Origin of the sequence: Pseudoalteromonas sp. 3D05, from assembly GCF_002723455.1 — a bacterium.
Classification (GTDB): domain Bacteria; phylum Pseudomonadota; class Gammaproteobacteria; order Enterobacterales; family Alteromonadaceae; genus Pseudoalteromonas.
In genome coordinates this window covers 35,614-52,892 of the sequence record NZ_PDUS01000017.1, presented here as the reverse complement: position 1 = coordinate 52,892, position 17,279 = coordinate 35,614, and the positions used below count along the sequence as shown (strand labels likewise).

The 17,279-nt window shown below is 38.7% G+C and carries 16 protein-coding genes; 6 read left to right on the top strand and 10 right to left on the bottom strand.

From position 1 onward, the window contains the following. Window positions 1-15 precede the first annotated feature (15 nt). Window positions 16-966: an AraC family transcriptional regulator gene (locus CSC79_RS15600; protein WP_099296670.1), complete on the top strand. Its 951-nt coding sequence runs from the start codon at window positions 16-18 to the stop codon at window positions 964-966. A 157-nt stretch (window positions 967-1,123) separates the two neighbouring features. Further along, on the top strand, window positions 1,124-2,209 hold the full coding sequence (locus CSC79_RS15595; RefSeq protein WP_099296669.1) for a methyl-accepting chemotaxis protein: 1,086 nt from the start codon (window positions 1,124-1,126) through the stop codon (window positions 2,207-2,209). 95 nt (window positions 2,210-2,304) lie between these two features. On the opposite strand, the gene CSC79_RS15590 is transcribed toward CSC79_RS15595, so the two are convergent. Both CSC79_RS15590 and CSC79_RS15585 read right to left on the bottom strand, forming a co-directional pair. Beyond that, window positions 2,305-2,721 (bottom strand): phosphate ABC transporter substrate-binding protein, encoded by a 417-nt coding sequence (locus CSC79_RS15590; RefSeq protein WP_180270449.1) that lies wholly within the window; start codon window positions 2,719-2,721, stop codon window positions 2,305-2,307. 10 nt (window positions 2,722-2,731) lie between these two features. Then, window positions 2,732-3,808 (bottom strand): porin, encoded by a 1,077-nt coding sequence (locus tag CSC79_RS15585; protein WP_099296704.1) that lies wholly within the window; start codon window positions 3,806-3,808, stop codon window positions 2,732-2,734. A gap of 417 nt (window positions 3,809-4,225) precedes the next feature. Between CSC79_RS15585 and CSC79_RS15580 the strand changes: the two genes are divergently transcribed. Continuing rightward, window positions 4,226-6,406: an OsmC domain/YcaO domain-containing protein gene (locus CSC79_RS15580; RefSeq protein ID WP_099296668.1), complete on the top strand. Its 2,181-nt coding sequence runs from the start codon at window positions 4,226-4,228 to the stop codon at window positions 6,404-6,406. 91 nt (window positions 6,407-6,497) lie between these two features. On the opposite strand, the gene CSC79_RS15575 is transcribed toward CSC79_RS15580, so the two are convergent. The 5 genes from CSC79_RS15575 to CSC79_RS15555 all read right to left on the bottom strand — a co-directional run bounded on the left by CSC79_RS15575 (window position 6,498) and on the right by CSC79_RS15555 (window position 11,485). Continuing rightward, entirely contained in the window at window positions 6,498-6,902 is a 405-nt protein-coding gene (locus CSC79_RS15575) for a DUF1801 domain-containing protein (protein WP_099296667.1), read from the bottom strand. Between the two features lie 17 nt (window positions 6,903-6,919). Next, window positions 6,920-7,540, bottom strand: coding sequence for a DUF1287 domain-containing protein (locus CSC79_RS15570; RefSeq protein ID WP_099296666.1), 621 nt, complete (start codon window positions 7,538-7,540; stop codon window positions 6,920-6,922). Window positions 7,541-7,558: 18 nt separating this feature from the next. Then, window positions 7,559-7,945: a DUF6768 family protein gene (locus CSC79_RS15565; RefSeq protein ID WP_237114040.1), complete on the bottom strand. Its 387-nt coding sequence runs from the start codon at window positions 7,943-7,945 to the stop codon at window positions 7,559-7,561. Window positions 7,946-7,954: 9 nt separating this feature from the next. Continuing rightward, entirely contained in the window at window positions 7,955-8,473 is a 519-nt protein-coding gene (locus CSC79_RS15560; RefSeq protein WP_099296665.1) for an RNA polymerase sigma factor, read from the bottom strand. Window positions 8,474-8,602: 129 nt separating this feature from the next. Next, window positions 8,603-11,485 carry an insulinase family protein gene (locus CSC79_RS15555; RefSeq protein WP_099296702.1) on the bottom strand — a complete coding sequence of 961 codons (2,883 nt, stop codon included), beginning with the start codon at window positions 11,483-11,485 and terminating at the stop codon, window positions 8,603-8,605. A gap of 160 nt (window positions 11,486-11,645) precedes the next feature. Here CSC79_RS15555 and CSC79_RS15550 point away from each other — a divergent pair, with 160 nt between their 5' ends. After that, window positions 11,646-12,065 (top strand): MAPEG family protein, encoded by a 420-nt coding sequence (locus CSC79_RS15550; RefSeq protein ID WP_099296664.1) that lies wholly within the window; start codon window positions 11,646-11,648, stop codon window positions 12,063-12,065. 51 nt (window positions 12,066-12,116) lie between these two features. Here the strand turns inward: CSC79_RS15550 and CSC79_RS15545 are convergent, their stop codons facing one another. Then, a complete protein-coding gene (locus CSC79_RS15545) occupies window positions 12,117-12,863 on the bottom strand; it encodes a peptidylprolyl isomerase (RefSeq protein WP_099296663.1) in 747 nt (248 codons plus the stop codon). A gap of 263 nt (window positions 12,864-13,126) precedes the next feature. Here CSC79_RS15545 and CSC79_RS15540 point away from each other — a divergent pair, with 263 nt between their 5' ends. Both CSC79_RS15540 and ushA read left to right on the top strand, forming a co-directional pair. After that, window positions 13,127-13,309, top strand: coding sequence for a hypothetical protein (locus CSC79_RS15540; protein ID WP_099296662.1), 183 nt, complete (start codon window positions 13,127-13,129; stop codon window positions 13,307-13,309). An 87-nt stretch (window positions 13,310-13,396) separates the two neighbouring features. Further along, complete coding sequence (gene ushA, locus CSC79_RS15535; RefSeq protein ID WP_099296661.1) at window positions 13,397-15,031, top strand: bifunctional UDP-sugar hydrolase/5'-nucleotidase UshA; 1,635 nt, start codon at window positions 13,397-13,399, stop codon at window positions 15,029-15,031. A gap of 350 nt (window positions 15,032-15,381) precedes the next feature. Here ushA and CSC79_RS15530 read toward each other — a convergent pair whose 3' ends face one another. After that, window positions 15,382-16,329, bottom strand: coding sequence for a hypothetical protein (locus tag CSC79_RS15530; protein ID WP_237114039.1), 948 nt, complete (start codon window positions 16,327-16,329; stop codon window positions 15,382-15,384). Then, window positions 16,322-17,149 (bottom strand): PhnD/SsuA/transferrin family substrate-binding protein, encoded by an 828-nt coding sequence (locus tag CSC79_RS15525; protein ID WP_099296700.1) that lies wholly within the window; start codon window positions 17,147-17,149, stop codon window positions 16,322-16,324. The genes CSC79_RS15530 and CSC79_RS15525 overlap by 8 nt, the downstream gene beginning before the upstream one ends. Between the last annotated feature and the right edge of the window lie 130 nt (window positions 17,150-17,279).

Sequence of the window (17,279 nt, the reverse complement as noted above, 5' to 3'; positions counted from 1 at the left end):
TAAAAAGGGATTATGATGACAGCCTACTTAATGACTGAAAAGCTAACAAAGCAACGTAAAGCGGTTGATGTACTCATTGAAAATAAGCTCACTTTTGCCTCTGACAGTGCACACTTAAGTATTTATGACACATATAAAAATGCACAAAAAATAGCATTACATTCCAGTGAGTTACTATTTTGCGGTATGATCACTGGAAAAAAAATAATGCATGTAAACGACAGTGACTACCACCACTCATTTTTACCTCAGCAATCATTTGTGCTTGCCCCTGAGCAAGGCGTCCTAATTGACTTTCCTGAAGCGTCAATGACCCAACCCACAACGTGCTTAGCCATTGAGATCAGTAGAGAGAAAATAAGCCAAGTAGCAGATGCATTGAATATACAACAACAAATAAGCAAGGATGATTTCTTTCAATATACCCCGCAACTTGTTCACACTGAACACAATCAAAACACGCAAAGTTTATTAGAGCGCATGGTGGGTTTATTTAGCGAAAATGAACAAGACCGCCAATACTTGATTGAGTTAAGCATTAATGAATTAATTACTCGCTTATTACAACAACAAAGTCGCGATTTATTATTGGCAAATAGCCAAAAACCAATAATTGATTGTGGTTTTACACACGTCTTAAGGCATATTGAACAAAACCTCAGTCATCCACTCGATATTGATGAACTATGCAAAATAGCCTGCATGAGCCGCAGTAAATTTTATCAACAGTTTAAATTAGCCTTTGGCCAAAGTCCTGCCCAATGGCAGCAGCAGTTAAGGCTTAAACTTGCACACTCACAATTACAACAGGGTAAGTTAGTTAGCCAAATTTGTTACGAGCTTGGCTTTTCAAGTCCGAGCCATTTCAGCCGCTTATTTAAGAGCGCGTTTGGCAAGCCACCCAAGAGCATTTTGATGCAAGTCAAAAACAAACTTGCTAATAAGTGCAATAATTCGCTGCAATAATCTATCTGTACAGGTTAATTACTTATTACTATTCTTAACATAAGAAAATTTAACGAATTAAATTATCCTAATGTATTAATATAATTGTACTTCATCTCAATCTAAGCTAGTTTTATTGTTCGGGTCATATTTGGATCCTCAATTACAGGAAATGTTCATGTTCGTCTCAAGTAAAACCTATTTAGCATCACAAAGCCAATGTGAGGCGCTTTTAAAAGAAATTGAGTTATTAAAAGCTGACAATCAAGCAATCACCATTGAAAATGAACAATTGCACGCTCAGTTAAATCAGCAGTCATCAGATGAAGAACAGCAATTTAATGCAAGCTTACTGCAAAGTACAATTGAATGTATCAACCAAATTGAGGGCATTAGGCAAACAGTTTTAGAGTCATACACAACCATTGATGAAGAAAGCAAGGTGAGCTATCAAATCAGCGACCTACTGGAGACTTCGAGTAAATCGCTTCAACAAATCATCCAAGAAATGGATCAAATGACCACTAAAATGGGCAGCATGACAGAGAGTATTTCTGGGCTATCTACTATGGCTGATAGCATTAATAACTTTGTAATCACCATTTCTAAAATTTCTGATCAAACAAACTTATTGGCATTAAATGCCGCTATTGAGGCTGCAAGAGCGGGCGAGGCTGGCAGAGGATTTAGTGTTGTTGCCGATGAAGTGAGGACATTGGCCACTAACACCAATAAATCTGCGCAAGAAGTCTCAGAGCTTGTTAAAGGCATTATTAGTAAAACAAGTGAAACCGTTAACTCCGTTTCAACAATTCAAGACAACAACTCGCAGCTTTCAAGTAACTTTGGGGCATTAAATAATGATTACGGCACCATCATTGATCATTGCTCAAGTATGAAAAATACTATAACTAATGCTGCTATACGTTCATTTATTCAAACCGTAAAACTTGACCATATCGTATGGAAAGGCGAAGTATATGCGGTTGCTAATGGTACTTTAAATAAGTCGATTGACGATTTTAGTAACCATACAATGTGCCGCTTGGGCCAATGGTACAACTCCGAAGATGCACAAAACTTTAAGCAGCTTAATGCATTTAAACAATTGGAAGAGCCGCATAAAGAAGTACATCGCAACGGCGTTGAAGCACTTGTGCTTATTCATAGCGGTGAAAAAACAAATGCAATCAAACATATTAACTTAATGGAAGCAGCCAGTGAGCGTGTTATGAATCTGCTTGATGATTTAGCAAACCAATAAACCACAATTTTTTTAGTCATCAATACATCATAGCTCAGGCATTAAAAAGTCGATTACGGTTTAAATGTAATCGACTTTTATACTTTCATATACGATCAGAACTTACCCACCGACTTAACAGTATCGTTGAGTGATGCAGCATCAACGTAACCAATCATGCTGGGGTTTTTACTGATTAAATCGATTACATCTGCATCATTTGACACTTCTTTCGGTGGGGATCCCTTGCCCGTAAAAATAAGTTTTGACCAATACGCTTTGAGCTGGCTTCCAGATTTAGATAATACGTTGCTATCAAACTCTTTACGTACTGTGGAACTATCTTCTTGGTTAATTGGAACAGCTTGATTCCCATCAGAAAACGATTTTGCTTTACCTAAAAAGAACTTAGAGATTTCTGATTGATCAAAACTGCTACTATTAGATGGGTGAACAATAACAACAACTTCTGCATTTACTGAATAACAACTCAGCAATAAAAGTGGTAAGAGTACCTTTTTAAACACTATCATAACGTATTCCTTAAAATACCAAGTCAATGCCAAGTGAGATTGATTCACTATCACCTGCTACAGCAAGGTCAAATGATTCATCGTTCACTTTATCAAATTGCACTTTAAACGCTGCCGATGAATGAAAGTCCCAACGTACTCCAAGTGACGTAGTATTATGCTGCTCACCATCTTGAGAATCTTCTTTAAATTGAGAATATGAAACATAAGGTGTTACAGCATCAAAGCGATAACCTAGCGTGATCATTGAGGTATCGAGATTGCCATTTAGGTCTAAGCGATTTAATTCTGTTAAAACAAATATGTTGTCAAAATCTAAATTAACAGCCACACCATAAAACTTACCAGTTCGGCTCGTTTCACCATCAAATAGCACACGTTCACCACTACGATACCGTTCATTTTTATAAGTCATGTGAGTGAGCCGTACTTCAAACCACTCTTTATTTAGTTGCAGCACTGCGCCAAGCATGTCACGCCAAATCTCACGTGTTGGCTCTTTAAAGAAAAACTCGCTGAGCAATTTATTATCTTTATCGTCTTCTTCTCCATAGTAAAGATTTCCCATCACAGACCAGTCGCCGATTTCTCCGCTGTATAAGGCGTTCACACCATTGTAATTAAAGATTTGCCAGGTGTAATTATCTGCAGGTGGGCGCATCCATACATAGGCGTAACCTACGTCATAGAAATCAGAATAATAAAATAGAGGTAAGCGTTTCTTTCCTGCTTGAATTGTCCAATTGTCATTGAGCTCATAGGATAAATAAGCCCATTCGATTGATGCATCAAAATCATTAGCGCCCCGTGCAACTATTTGTCCTGTCATAGACAAACCATCGGCTAAATCTGCACTTATCTGTAACCCAAATAAGCTCTCAGGTTTAAATGAAACATCTTCGTCATACGCTGAAACAATCGGATAATCAGCTAAAAAGGTAGGAGGTATATCGTATTGCGGGACACCACTTCCGGATAAAACTTTACCAGCATTAATACTGCTAAAGCCTGAGAAATTAATCTCGCCGTAAGAAACCCCCGTAAACAGTAAACAATTTACAGTTAATAACCAATACAGCTTTTTCATCATTTGCGTTACCTTATGATATGAGTATTTTGCAATATGCATAATTAAAACTAGACCAACATCAAAATATTGCTCATTAATCCAACAGATTATTTCAAAAATAAGTATGGTAGGCGCAAATACACGCCACTATAAAGTCTGACACTGTAAACTTATCACTGCATATCCTATGACTCAAATACAGTATTTTTCCTATAAACCTCTAAATATTTATCGCGTTTTTCACAAAAATAGACTTACTAAACTTTGATTGCGCGGGATCGTTACCCGTATTTATTTTATTTAACCTAAGACTATTACTTGTATGTGAGGCCTTAAAAAGCGGATAATTACCAATTAATGAAAATACACTGATTTAGTGTGGCTAAAACAAAGTAAAGCTAACTAAAAAAGTGCGCACGAAGGTGGACCAACTCAATGGAAATTAAAGTTAATTTTCTCGATAACCTTAGATTAGAAGCTAAGTTCGACGATTTCTCAGTCATTGCAGATCAACCAATCCGTTACAAAGGCGACGGCTCTGCGCCAAGCCCTTTTGACTACTTCCTGGCCTCTTCAGCTTTATGTGCTGCGTATTTTATAAAAGTGTATTGTAATGCGCGTGACATATCGACCGACGGTATTCGCGTTGCGCAAAATAACATAGTTGATCCAGAAGATCGTTATAACCAAATTTTTCAAATTCAGGTTGAACTGCCTGAAAGCATTTCTGAAAAAGACCGCACCGGTATCCTGCGTTCAGTCGATCGCTGTACAGTAAAACGTGTTATTCAAACCAAGCCTGAGTTTAAAATTGACGCGGTAGAAAGCCTCGATAACGACGCAGAGGCTATGTTAATGGCAAAGCCTGAGGGCAGCGAAAACACCTTTATTCTTGGAAAAGACTTACCGCTTGAGCAAACCATCGCTGATATGACCGCGATTTTAGCCGATTTGGGCATGAAGATTGAAATTTCATCGTGGCGCAATATTGTACCAAACGTGTGGTCATTACATATTCGTGATGCTGCCTCTCCAATGTGCTTTACCAATGGTAAAGGCGCAACTAAAGAAAGCGCATTATGCTCTGCCCTGGGCGAATTTATTGAGCGTTTAAACTGTAACTTTTTCTATAATGATCAATTCCTTGGTGAAGAAATTGCCAACAGCGAATTTGTTCATTACCCGAATGAAAAATGGTTTGCCCTTACTGACGATGACTCATTGCCTGAAGGCATTTTAGACGACTACACGCTGAGCATTTATAACCCTGAAGATGAGTTGTGTGGCTCACACCTAATCGACACAAACTCAGGTAATGTTGAACGCGGTATTTGCTCTATTCCATATGTTCGTCAATCTGACGGCGAAACTGTGTATTTTCCATCAAACTTAATTGAAAACTTATTTTTAAGTAATGGTATGAGTGCCGGTAATAACTTTGCTGAGGCAAAAGTACAATGTTTATCTGAAATTTTTGAGCGTGCTGTTAAACGCCAAATTATCGAACAAGAAATCGTACTGCCTGACGTACCAGAAGACGTGCTTGCTAAATACCCAGGTATTGTTGCCGGTATTAAAGGTTTAGAAGAGCAAGGCTTTCCAGTCGTTGTTAAAGACGCCTCCCTTGGCGGCCAATTCCCTGTGATGTGCGTGACATTAATGAATCCAAAAACCGGCGGTGTTTTTGCCTCATTTGGTGCACACCCTAGTTTTGAAGTTGCCCTAGAGCGCAGCTTAACAGAACTATTACAAGGTCGCAGTTTTGAAGGTTTAAATGACGTACCAAAACCAACTTTCAACAGCATGGCTGTCTCAGAACCTGAAAACTTTGTTGAGCACTTTATTGACTCAACCGGTAAAATTTCATGGCGCTTTTTCAGTGCAAAACATGATTATGACTTTGTAGAGTGGGACTTTTCTGGCACCAATGAAGAAGAAACAGCCAGCCTGTTCGGCATCTTAAAAGATTTAGGTAAAGAAGCCTACATAGCTGAGTTTTCAGACTTAGGCACTGCATGCCGTATTTTAGTGCCTGATTACTCAGAAGTTTACCCTGTTGAAGATTTAATTTGGGATAACACCAATAAAGCCCTTAAATACCGAGAAGACATTTTAAACCTGCACAGTTTAGATGAAGACCAACTTGCCGATTTAGTCGAGCGCTTAGAAGAAAGCCAGCTTGATAACTACACTGATATTATCACTCTAATTGGTGTTGAGTTTGATGAAAACACGGTATGGGGACAGTTAACAATTCTTGAGCTTAAATTACTTATTTACTTAGCATTAGGTGATTTAGAAGCGACGATGGAACTGGTTGAAACCTTTTTACAGTTTAACGATAACACCGTTGAACGCGGCTTATTTTACCAAGCAATGCACGCCACACTTGAAGTTGCCTTAAATGATGACCTTGAAATTGAAGACTACATTCACAGCTTTACCCGCATGTTTGGCCAAGAAGTGATGGATGCAGTGGTTGGTTCAATCAATGGCGATGTAGTGTTTTATGGCTTAACGCCTACCAACATGCAGCTTGAAGGATTAGAGCGTCATCAGCGTTTAATCGACAGCTACAAAAAACTCCACGCTGCACGCGCTGCAAGGGCTAAATAAAAAGTGTGAGCGCGAATTTGCGTAGTTAAAGGTTTGAGCCGTCGTCCTTCACGTAGGCTCAGCTTTACGCCGCGCTAATCACTCACTAAATTTAAGCACCTAGCATTGGCAGGTGCTTTATTTTTTTGTAGCGCAGTGCCAAAGAGATACAATGAGCAAGTTCCTTGTTCGGCAATGCTTGATCAAGCTCAAACACCAACGCACGGTTACCTTGATAGACAAAGGTATCGCCGTATAACTCTTTAAATGTCTCCACCAGCTTTGTATTACAGTTAAAGTAAATACAAAATTGCTGCGGTGCTTTATCTTTATAATCAAATCGGATTGTGGAACCACTTTTTGAGATATAACTCGGCTCTCCCCATTTCAAGGTTTCTTCAAGTTCGGTGATACCATCTTGTGCGGCAACGCCAAAAATTAAATTTCGAATATCGTGCAATAACACCGCAATATTGTCAGGGTAAGTCGTAAACTTTTGCTTTACGTTTTCATCCATAATTTTAAATATTTCCTTTATAGTTCAGCAGGCTTATACCGGTAATGCCCGGTGATTTTATAGCTAAACAGCACATCTTCTCGTTGTGGCCCAGCTCCGATGTTATGCACAATAAGCGGCGTTTTGTTATCTGGCGCGAGCTCATTTACCACGATACCTATATGCGGCAGATTACCTGGTAGCATCCACGTAACAATATCACCCGCTTTATAGCTATCAGCATCATTAGTTATAGCTAGCACAGTACCGTGACGTTTAAAAAAAGTTTGTAAGTTGGGCACTCTGCGATGATCAATATTGCTATCGGGCTTAGTTAAGCCCCATATTCTTGTCGAAGGATAAGATGAGAAATTATCGCGCATGTCTTCATGCACTAATTGTTGTAAATCAATCCCAAGTGTTCGGTAACTGCGAATAATGACATCGGTGCACACGCCAATATTGGCAGGTACGTCTCCATTTGGGTATGCAATACGATGATAAGCACCGTCATAACGTACAGTGTGCGCTGTTCTTTCATTTGCGGCGTTTACCAATCCATCAGTAAATGTATTGCTATAACTAAAAGCAGAAAACAATAAAGAGAGAGTCAGTAACAATAAATGATTAGTATTAACACCTAGCGATCTTAACTGCATTGCATTTTCCTTTTTAGTTTAGGTTCGACTGTTAGAGGTTAAATGCTCACTGAGCACCAGCCTAATCTCAAGCTCGCTTCGCTTGATCTCTTTCATTATCGATTGTCGGTTCATTTCCATAAACAGCCACAGCTTTATTGCAATTTGCATCATTAAACTACTCACAAAACACACTGCCCAAAACAATTGCTGCTCGGAATTAAAAAATTGATACGCTGATAATATAAAAATGGCTGTGAGTATAAAAGCGAAAAACGTCCCTAAAATAGTCCAACGTCGCATATTTCCATTATACACACCGCTAAGCTGCTTAAATAAGCCAGGATCACTCTCTAAAATAGACTCTAAATTGTGTTGCTCTGCTTGCAAACTCTGTTTAATTTTTTCATCAAAATTCATCATCATTCTCTCCAATTATTCATTTAACCATACTGCCAACTGATCTCTTGCTCGGTGCAAGCGTGACTTAACTGTCCCAACCGCTACATCCGTTATTAAGGCGATGTCACTAATCGACATTTGCTCTAGATAAAATAAGTAGATACTGTGCCGTTCACTATCTGGCAGGTTATTTATTAGTTTGAGTAAATCAATTGATTGCTCATTACTACTTGTTATATCTCTTATTTGTTCATGCTTACCTAGCTGAAAACTCTCGTAGCCTCTGCTTTGTCGGGTTGTATCTATGAATTTGTGATACACCACTCTAAATAGCCACGCTTTAAATACACTGGGCTCTTTTAGTTTTCGAATATCTTTTGCCACTACAGCCCACGCTTCTTGAGTAATATCCTTCGCTAAATCCGTCTGCTTGCTCAGTTTCATCGCAAAGAGAAAGCTTGGTTTGTATAAACAGTTACATAATGAGTTAAAAGCTAACTCATCGCCCTGCTGCGCATTAATGACAGCAAGCGTTATTTGCGTCGAATCCATGCAATTCCTTTATCTCTTTTTTACAAGACGGTTTAGCTTAGTAAAAGGTTCGCAACTTTTTATTTATTACAAAAAAGCCCAAGCAATTGCTTGGGCTTAATGTGTTTATACTACTTATATTAGCATTTGTTACTTTTGCAATTTAATACCATCAAAGTGCGCTTGTAAGTCTGTGACTTTTGTTTGCTTTGGTAAGTCTGCGAACGCTTTGTCGGCAAATTTACTACCACGTAATTGCACATTTAACCGTGCAGCTTCTGGGTTTAGCATGGTTTGTTTGTAATAGTCTTTAATATCCGCAAGGGTGACTTTTTCTACTTCTGCGATTAGCTTTGCTCTTGAATCAAAGTCAAAGTTCTCGCGGTACCAATCACCAATCAATGGGCCCATTTCATCACTTAAGTTTTTAGGCTGCTCTTTAAGCGAAACAAGGGATGCATTTTTAAGCTGAGCAAATGTCTCCTCGCTCATATTATCAAGCTCAACAGCGTATTGCTTTTTGAACGTCTCGAAACGCGCTTGCATTTCTTTAGGACCTTTTACTGGTGTTTGAATAAACAGGCCAATTGCTGAGTAATCTTCGATTGGGCGAGCAAGTGCACCTACGGCATAGGCTAGCTGCTCTTCGGTACGCATTTTGTCAAACGCGATAGTTCTAAAGTGATCTTGTAATACTTGTGCTTGCGCTTTTTGCTTATAACCGGCGATTGGGTGCACAGTCATATCGATGATCGCTACATCCGCAACATCAATGTCTTTTTGTAAAACGATGGTTTCACCTACTTGCGGTAACCACGCTTTACTGCGCGCAAAGGCTGTAGATTGATGATTGTTAGGTAAAACATCTGTTAGCTCTTTTGCAATGGCTTCAACATCTTGTTGGTTGTAGTTACCAAAGGTAAATACACGCAGTTCATTATTGCTAAATGTATGTTGTTTTAATTGCTCAAAATCTGCAAGGGTAATTGATTGGGCGGTTTTAATTAATTCGTCCGTATCAAAGCTGCCGGTTCTGATCAGCTTTGAGTATTCGTCAAATGCTTGATAGAAAGGAAATTGCTTTTGTTTATTCAGTAAGCCACGTTGGAAGCGGTCTAGCGCTTGCGCTAAGCCTTGCTGCGTTGTTTGAACATTAATTGATTCAAGCGCTTGTGCCAACAATACATCTTGCTTATCCGTAAAACCACTTAGTGATAAGATCAAGCCATTACTTGCTTCTAAACCTACACTCATGCCTGCAACCGCAGCCTCAGTGCTTAATTTACTTTGTTGTAAATTATATAGATCAGCCCATACTGAATACAGTACTTTGGCTTTAATATCTGTGAGTGCGTCAGGTGTATTTAAATACACTTCGACTAAACCTTTAGGTTGCTCAGCAAAGTTTTGACTTGCTTGGCGCCATACTTTTACGCCTTGTTTGTCATAGACTAACTCTGGGTTTTCTTGCTCACCGAATTCAGCGGTTTTAATAGCAAAGCTTTCAGGCAATAAACGGTTTACCGTTGGCAGTGCAAGGTCAAACTCACTTGGCTTGTCCCAGCTGGCAATCTCTTCATCGCTAATATCTTCAATGCGATATTTACCATCGTAAAAATGTAATTGTGAATCGGTTTCTTCTTGCTTAGATGTATACCAAACTCGCAGAGTGTCGGCGTTTAATTGCTTAAGCACATTGTTTATCGCATCAGCATCAAACTTCGCATAATGATACGGCGCATTAATAGCATGATTAATTGGGTACTCTTGCATGCTGCCAGCGAGGTTACTAACATAACCAAATTCGTCGCCCTTTTCTAAGAATTGGAATTGATTATTTAACGATGTACGAATTTCATTAAAGTATTTGCTATCAACCCCTTCTTTTTTAATAAGATCGATATATTGCATAATAGTCGCGACTATTGTTTCACGATTCTTCATACCCTCATCGGTCAGCTGTATATCAACCGTAAGTGCACCATAGTTGCCGTAGTGCGTAGGAGAACTACTTGCTGATAATTGCGAAACCCAGCCTTTATCACGCAATATTTGCGCTGGGCTTCCCTGCATTTCATTACTGAGCAGGTAAGCAACAAAGCGATTTGGTTTAACCGCAAATTCATCGCTATTATCAACTATAGTAAAATCAAGCTGTAACTGTTTTACGTCTTCGTTTGGTGCGTAATGAACACGTTTTCCGCCAACGTTATCAAAATCAAGCTTCTTAGTGACTGTTGGTTCTTCGATTTCTTTGTCTTCAATATCTGCAAAGTACGTTTGTGCTTTTGCTTCCATTTCGCTCAGTGGTAAATTAGAAATCATTGCCACTTTCATAATATTTGAAGAGTAATATTTGTTGTAGAAATCGACGGTTTCTTTATGCAGTGAGCTGCCTTCTTTATCACCAAGCGTTTCAAGGTTACCAATTAAAAAGCGGTTAGCTGGGTGATCGCCCATCATTTTACGTGCCAGTTTAAATTGGCCAAAAAAGTCCATTTCACGGCGCATTGACCACTCGGCGTTTACGGCGTTTTTTTCTTTATCTGTGTATTCAGGATAAAGCTTAGGCGATTTAAAGAAATCGGCAAAGCGGTCAAGGGCTTCATCGTAGGCATCGTTATTTACTTTAAACATGTAATTAGTGATATCAAGCCAAGTGTAGGCGTTGTGGGCACCACCATTTTTAGTCATGAAATCAGAGTAGCCTTTAGTGTCTGGGTAGCGCTCTGTGCCTAAAAACAACATATGCTCTAAATAGTGCGCCATGCCTTGCTGGCTCATAGGATCATGTAATAAACCTACCCCTACACTCAGTGCCGCTGCTGACTTTTCTGCACTTGGATCTGAGACTAAAATCACTTCAATGTTATTCGCTAACTTAAGCGTTTTATATTCGCGATTGTCATTTGGGCTTATTACTAAGGTATCTGATAATAATGCAGTATTTTGTTGAACGGGTGTTGTTGTAGTTGTGCCGCAACCTGATAAAACAGCAAGCGCTATTGCACTTAGGGTAATAATTTTTTTCATATTCAGGGCTAATCCATCACTTAATGTATTGTTTGAATGATCGGTAAATATCAAAATGCTTGCAATCATTTTCCTATTTACTTTGTAACACATTGTAAATTGCAAAAACAAACTGTTAGTCTGAGCAAGTTTTATAATTAAATAATAAAAAGGACTCAAAATGGATAAGTATTTGTTATTGGCGATGTTTGCACAGGTTTTATTAACTTTTACCGTTATGGTAATTATGGGGCGTCGTCGTTTCGCTGCTGCAAAAAACAAAACAATTTCAATGTCTGATTTCGCGACCATGAAACTCGAACACGCAGGAGACAGAGTAAGAGTGGCAGATAGAAATTTTATCAATCAGTTCGAAATGCCAGTATTTTTCTTCATTGCATGCCTAGCTGCAATGCAAATGAACGCAGTAGGCACTTTATTCACAGCCGTTGCATGGGGATTTGTGGTATCAAGAATTGTGCACACGCTGATTCATGTCGGTGCAAATAATGTAAAACCACGTTATTACAGCTTTTTACTTGGTTGCTTAATGATTCTAGTACTGTGGGTACTAATTGTTTTGCGCGTATTTAGCGTTTAATAACGCATTTAATAGTGCTATCAAACAGTTGATAGCACTATTTATAAATGCCTAAACAGTGCGACGGCGTTTAAAGCCGAATAACACCAACGGCAGTACAAACCAGCCAATAGCGCCACTAGAGCTACCCTCATCAGGAGTAACAATCAAACCATCGTCATTATTACTTGTATTTTCTTTTGGCGATAAGTTTATTGACGAGTTTGGATCATCATCCAAAACAACAACACTGTTAATCGAGACTAAATTAGCAGATGTTATAACAGTATCTGGATCAGCACACTGCTCGGTGGTGATGTCTACAACAGGTATTTCACCGCAATGTGTTAGCTCACGAATTGCATCAATTACAGCATAGCTATCTGTCGTAATTTGGCCAAATACAGTAAAACCACCATTTTGATTATCTAAATTTGCGCTGTTGTCTTTTAAATTAAAAAACCATTGGCTGGTCGCACTGTTTGCATCATTGCCCAACTTTGCCATAGCGATAGTGCCTTTTACATTTGATAAAACAGGCTCGTTATCAACAGCATCTGATGTCTCAATTGCTTTAAACTCATTGTTATAGGTGAATCCACCACCTTGAATCACAAAGTTACTAACTGAGCGGTGAATCACTGTGTTGTTATACAATTCGTTATCAACATAACTCAAAAAGTTTTCAACTGTTTTCGGTGTGTGTTGATCAAATAAATTGATAGTGATGGTTCCTTGCGAGGTTTGCATTTCAACAACAGTCGCGCTGCTGGCAAATGTTGTGACCGCTAGAAGCCCTGCTAATATCATTTTTTTCATTGTTTTTGTTTCCAGTTACAGTGTTGTTCTTATGTAAATTTAATGAAAATACTATACAAACACTGCATCAATTACGAGCTGCAAACCATTAATAATACAAATCAACTCAAAACGGTTACAATCGAGTTACACTTACTTACACCTTGTTCTTTATTCGTTGACGTTATAAAGAGACGCTGCTTAAAACTAAATGATCTCAATTCCATGGTTTTAATTTGTTAGGATGACCGCGACAACAAAAACACACAACAGGATCAACCGTCATGTCACAAAGCAATGAGCATATTTGCGACTTTGGGTTACATCAAGGTCAGTCGTATACAAAGCTCCCAGCCAGTTTTTTAAATTGGATGGTGGGTAACAATCATGAAAAATCAGCACTCGCTGAGCAGGAACTAAACCGCAGGCAATTAGCGGCAACAGGACAATTAGAGACTGAAAACTAAAAAAGTAGCGCTGTAAACGTTATTTAGTCATAAATTTAGTTTAAACTACGCGTTTAATGAACAGCATCTGACAACACGGGTCACATTATGCGCGTAATTATTAGTTTTCTCTTACTATTAAGTGTTTCTGCTTGTAGTAATAACCCCCCCCAACACGAATCAACCTCTTCAAATGAAGCTCGCTATTTAACTGTCTTACATACCAATGATAATCATGGTCGCTTTTGGCACAATGAAAAAGGCGAGTATGGTATGGCGGCACGCAAAACGTTGATTGATCAATTGCGAAATGATGCACAAAAACAAGGCCATGCTGTTTTACTGCTTTCTGGTGGCGATATAAATACAGGTATACCTGAGTCTGATTTACAATTTGCCGAGCCAGATTTTAAAGGTATGTCGTTGATAGGCTATGATGCAATGGCATTGGGGAATCACGAATTTGACAACCCTTTAAGTGTATTAAAGAAACAACAGCAATGGGCAAACTTTCCCTTATTATCAGCTAATATTTTTGATAAAAAAACCGGTGAAAATGCATTTCAGCCTTATAAGGTATTTGATAAGCAAGGACTTAAAATTGCAGTTATTGGCTTAACCACTACCGATACAGCTAAAATTGGTAATCCTCAATATATTGGCGGTTTAGAGTTCAAAGAGCCGATAGACGTGACCAACACATTGGTAAACAAAATCAATCAGCAATACCAACCAGACATTACCATTGCCGTAACGCATATGGGCCACTATGTAGATGCTGCATTTGGTATTAATGCGCCAGGCGATGTAACACTTGCTCGTTCACTCCCTAAAAACACACTGGATATGATCATCGGCGGCCACTCTCAAGAGCCGATTTGTATGGCAGATAAAAACATCAATGATGATAATTTTGGCCCAGGTAAAGCTTGTAAACCAGATCAGCAAAATGGTACTTGGATCATGCAAGCACATGAATGGGGAAAATATGTAGGTAAAGCTGAATTTAAACTACAAAACGGCCAACTCACATTAATTGATTACAAATTACTCCCTGTAAATCTATACATAGAACAACCACAAGCTGACGGCACTACAAAACCTGTTTTAGCTGCAAAGTACATTACACCTAACCCTGAGCTCAAGTCATTTTTAGCTAACTACCAAGCAAAAGGTGCGAAACAAATTGAAGGCAAAATCGGCTTTGTTGACGCAAAATTAGAAGGTGACCGCAACAAAGTACGTTATCAACAAACTAATTTAGCACGCGTAATTATAGCGGCTCAAATGAGTACAGTCGGCGCAGATTTTGGAATTATTAGTGGCGGTGGTATTCGCGATAGCATTGCTGCTGGTGAAGTCAGTTACAAGGACATCTTAAAAGTTCACCCTTTTAAAAATCGTATTACTTACATGGATTGGCAAGGCCAAGATTTATGGGATTACTTAGACGTTGTAACAAGCTTCCCACCCGATGCTGGCGCTTACATGCAGTATCATAAAATGCGTTTCAAGCGCGAAAACGGAAAATTAGTCAGTGTACTTATTAATGGCCAGCCACTGGACTTAAGCGCGACCTACCGTATGAGTATTAACAGTTATAATGCCTCTGGCGGTGATGGATATCCCACATTGACTGATCGTCAAGGGTTTGTGAGCACTGACGAAACTGATGCCCAAGCATTAAAACGTTTTTTTACAGAAAACAGCCCAATCAGTGCTGCAGCGTTTGCACCTAAATAACCTGAACTCGGGTTAAGAGATGTACTAATGTATTGATATTAAATCACAAATATATTTGTTCGTCTCCAGCCGGAGACTTTTAGCGATAACAAGGCGAATTTACGCGTCAATAGCTGGCCTATTGCATGTAAATTCAACGCAGTTAGCGTTGAAAGTAGCCGCTGGAGATAGATTTATTATCCAGAGTTCAGGTTAAATAACCTTTAGCAAACAACTTACAGCACTGAGGAACAATTGACCTCAGTGCTGTAGTGGCATTGTTATGTGTAGGCTCAAGACTATTTAATCTTACATTGCATGGTATTACGCAAAATAAGCGTTAAACCTACTCGTGTTAAATGTTTGCCCAGTTACTTACCAATCACTTCAATACACTCATTGCTAATTTGGTTTAAACCATAACTGTGCAGGCGCGAACGAGAGCCTTCGCCATGCGCTTTCGGCGGGTAATAAATCTCTTTTAATTCTGGGTATTCAACTAACACTTCATCTAATGCAGCACGAATTTCACTGAGTGTTTTTTCCAAACTGTTGGAAAAGTTGGGCCGTTTACGAATCGTGTGTCCGAGCTCTATTAGTCGGTAAAAATATTTGTTTGCAATGTCTATCAACTCATCTGGCACATTTTTATTTTGATTTAAAATGGTATCTGGCTGCTCGCTGCAAAATTCAATCAGTGCTAAGTAAAAACATAATGGTTTATTAGCTAATGATACATTTAATGCTGCATCATGCGTACTGCCCAACGTTTTAGTATTAAGATCTACAACCAATTTAAACGGCTCTGGTGCTTGGGTTTCATCTGCTTGCTTGCGTGCCCTAATAGCACCCGCTTTGGAGCGTTTAATACTCCCAGCCCAATAACCAAAAGCTAAAGCAAACAAAGCCAAAATTAAAGCACTTGCTAAATCACCTAGCTGCCAAAATGTATGGTTAATTCGAAACGTGACTGCAACACTACTATCACTGGTTGCAAGTTGGCGAACAATTACCGACTTACTGCTTAAGTCTGCAGCTTCTATTTTAGTCTCACCAATGGCCTCCACAGTCACAGCGTCACTTTCTAGCGCCTTATTCAATCGCCTGAGGTAGCCTTTGATTGCTGCACTATTGCCCGAATGTTTTAAAAACGTATTCGATAAATCTAAGCGAGGTATATCAAGCGCTATACGCTTTTCTGCTTGGGTAATAACATTCTCAATATTGTGTTGTTGTTGCAGATAACCCGCAGCTTTAAAAATCACTATAGAAAATATAAAAACAAGTACTATAACCACTTGGCAAAATTTATTAATCATCACCCTCTCCTAAGAAAACAGCGCCTGAATCGCTGCATTGCCAATAGGGCTCAACATGATTGAAGTAAGTAGACGTTTGTGATTGTGATAACGCTAGTAAATTTATTTGAATAGCACATAGCAAGTCAGTATTTTCGTGTTGCATTTTTAAATACCAGCGTGTGCCAATAATATTATTACTGATAGGCGTAATATAGTTTTTTGAAAAGCTTTGTTGATCTGTATTTTTCCAAAATGAGGCTATAATATCTACCTCACCGTTTGCGAGTAACTCCCTAAGCTCACTGTGGGAGCTTGCGTAGGTTACGTCTAAATTTTCTAAGTTGATACCTAACTCTTTAAAGGTTTGTTTTGGTAAAATATGACCTGAGCGGCTGGTTGGATAATCTAGTAAGCCAATTCGCTTATCTAAAAAATACTGTTTTTCAATTTTAGGCTTTTCTTTTGCTGATATAAAAAATGCGGTATAGCTTGGAAAACCTACAATTGGTTGGTAGTTATACGTAGATTCTGCCTTAAACGCAGACATAATATTGTTTTTCGCTAATATCAGATCAGCAATTCCTTTACCCACAAACTCAATACTGTCAGCAGTACGATAACCCCAAAAACCTCGTACTTCACCGTATTGCTTTGTTACAACAGTATCTTCGCACAAACTATTAATAATTGATTTAGCTACTTTTTGTGACGTTGCATAGATAATTAATTGCTCTTTGTTTTGCGACGCAGATGTAAAACAACGGCTCGATGTTTCTATTAAAGGCTTCAGCGTTTTCGATTCAGTAGCCACAATCAATTGAGTGGTAAACCAAAGCATCACAAAAAACAGTAGTAAAACTGTAACAAATGTAGAGTGAGATAATATCTGCTGCTTAATTTTCAAATCTTCAACAATCCAAAAGCGAATATATCACCATTTGAACAATTTTAATTACTCATTACAATAG

Bases quoted from the DNA above. Each gene is read 5' to 3' on its own strand.
- CSC79_RS15570 (WP_099296666.1), bottom strand. From the start codon at position 7,540: ATGCAGTTAAGATCGCTAGGTGTTAATACTAATCATTTATTGTTACTG.
- CSC79_RS15590 (WP_180270449.1), bottom strand. From the start codon at position 2,721: ATGATAGTGTTTAAAAAGGTACTCTTACCACTTTTATTGCTGAGTTGT.
- CSC79_RS15555 (WP_099296702.1), bottom strand. From the start codon at position 11,485: ATGAAAAAAATTATTACCCTAAGTGCAATAGCGCTTGCTGTTTTATCA.
- CSC79_RS15595 (WP_099296669.1), top strand. From the start codon at position 1,124: ATGTTCGTCTCAAGTAAAACCTATTTAGCATCACAAAGCCAATGTGAG.
- CSC79_RS15565 (WP_237114040.1), bottom strand. From the start codon at position 7,945: ATGATGATGAATTTTGATGAAAAAATTAAACAGAGTTTGCAAGCAGAG.
- CSC79_RS15530 (WP_237114039.1), bottom strand. From the start codon at position 16,329: ATGATTAATAAATTTTGCCAAGTGGTTATAGTACTTGTTTTTATATTT.
- CSC79_RS15560 (WP_099296665.1), bottom strand. From the start codon at position 8,473: ATGGATTCGACGCAAATAACGCTTGCTGTCATTAATGCGCAGCAGGGC.
- CSC79_RS15525 (WP_099296700.1), bottom strand. From the start codon at position 17,149: ATGCTTTGGTTTACCACTCAATTGATTGTGGCTACTGAATCGAAAACG.
- ushA (WP_099296661.1), top strand. From the start codon at position 13,397: ATGCGCGTAATTATTAGTTTTCTCTTACTATTAAGTGTTTCTGCTTGT.
- CSC79_RS15575 (WP_099296667.1), bottom strand. From the start codon at position 6,902: ATGGATGAAAACGTAAAGCAAAAGTTTACGACTTACCCTGACAATATT.
- CSC79_RS15580 (WP_099296668.1), top strand. From the start codon at position 4,226: ATGGAAATTAAAGTTAATTTTCTCGATAACCTTAGATTAGAAGCTAAG.
- CSC79_RS15545 (WP_099296663.1), bottom strand. From the start codon at position 12,863: ATGAAAAAAATGATATTAGCAGGGCTTCTAGCGGTCACAACATTTGCC.
- CSC79_RS15585 (WP_099296704.1), bottom strand. From the start codon at position 3,808: ATGAAAAAGCTGTATTGGTTATTAACTGTAAATTGTTTACTGTTTACG.
- CSC79_RS15540 (WP_099296662.1), top strand. From the start codon at position 13,127: ATGTCACAAAGCAATGAGCATATTTGCGACTTTGGGTTACATCAAGGT.
- CSC79_RS15550 (WP_099296664.1), top strand. From the start codon at position 11,646: ATGGATAAGTATTTGTTATTGGCGATGTTTGCACAGGTTTTATTAACT.
- CSC79_RS15600 (WP_099296670.1), top strand. From the start codon at position 16: ATGACAGCCTACTTAATGACTGAAAAGCTAACAAAGCAACGTAAAGCG.